Raw genomic sequence first — 594 nt, forward strand, 5'->3', positions numbered from 1 at the left:
TGCTGGAACCGCTGATCCATGCCGAATCCCGGGACCGGGTACTGGCGGAGCGGGCCCTGAACACACGCCTGGAAGGCGGCTGCCAGGTCCCCATCGGCGCCTATGCCGAACTGGAAGGGGATGAGCTCCACCTGCGTGGCCTGGTGGCCTCACCGGACGGCAGCCGGGTTCACCATGTTGAGGGGCGCGCCCATCGCAGCGAAGGCGAAGCCCTTGGTCGTCGCCTGGCCGAACAGCTTCTTGAAAAGGGCGCCGGCGCCATCCTGGCCGAGGTCTATGGCTACGAGCCCGAATAACCCGCCACTGGCCGGACGCCGGATCCTGGTGTCCCGCCCCGAACCCAGGGCGGAGGAAACGCGCCAGGCGCTCGAGCAGGCCGGTGCCTGCAGCCGTGCGCTGCCGCTGATCGCCATCCAGCCCCGCACACTGGATGGCCGTGAACGCAGCCTGATCCAGGAACTGGACAACTTCCGGAAGATCATCGCGGTCAGCCCCAATGCCGCACGTCTGCTTCTGGAGCAGGCGGATGACTGGTGGCCGCAGTGGCCCGTGGGCCTGGAGTGGTGGGGGCCCGGCGAAGGCACCGCCCGGGTG

The 594-nt window shown here is 69.0% G+C and carries 1 protein-coding gene and 1 pseudogene; both read left to right on the forward strand.

The genetic code is table 11. The features are described 5' to 3' along the window. Positions 1 to 296: pseudogene (locus GLW00_RS21025) on the forward strand (hydroxymethylbilane synthase); the annotation flags it as partial. After that, positions 277 to 594 (forward strand): uroporphyrinogen-III synthase (locus tag GLW00_RS21030; RefSeq protein WP_160917086.1); only part of this gene is annotated, 318 nt, incomplete at its 3' end. The pseudogene GLW00_RS21025 and the gene GLW00_RS21030, both read left to right, overlap by 20 nt.

It is taken from the genome of Halobacillus litoralis (assembly GCF_009856445.1).
Taxonomy (GTDB): domain Bacteria; phylum Bacillota; class Bacilli; order Bacillales; family Halobacillaceae; genus Halobacillus; species Halobacillus litoralis.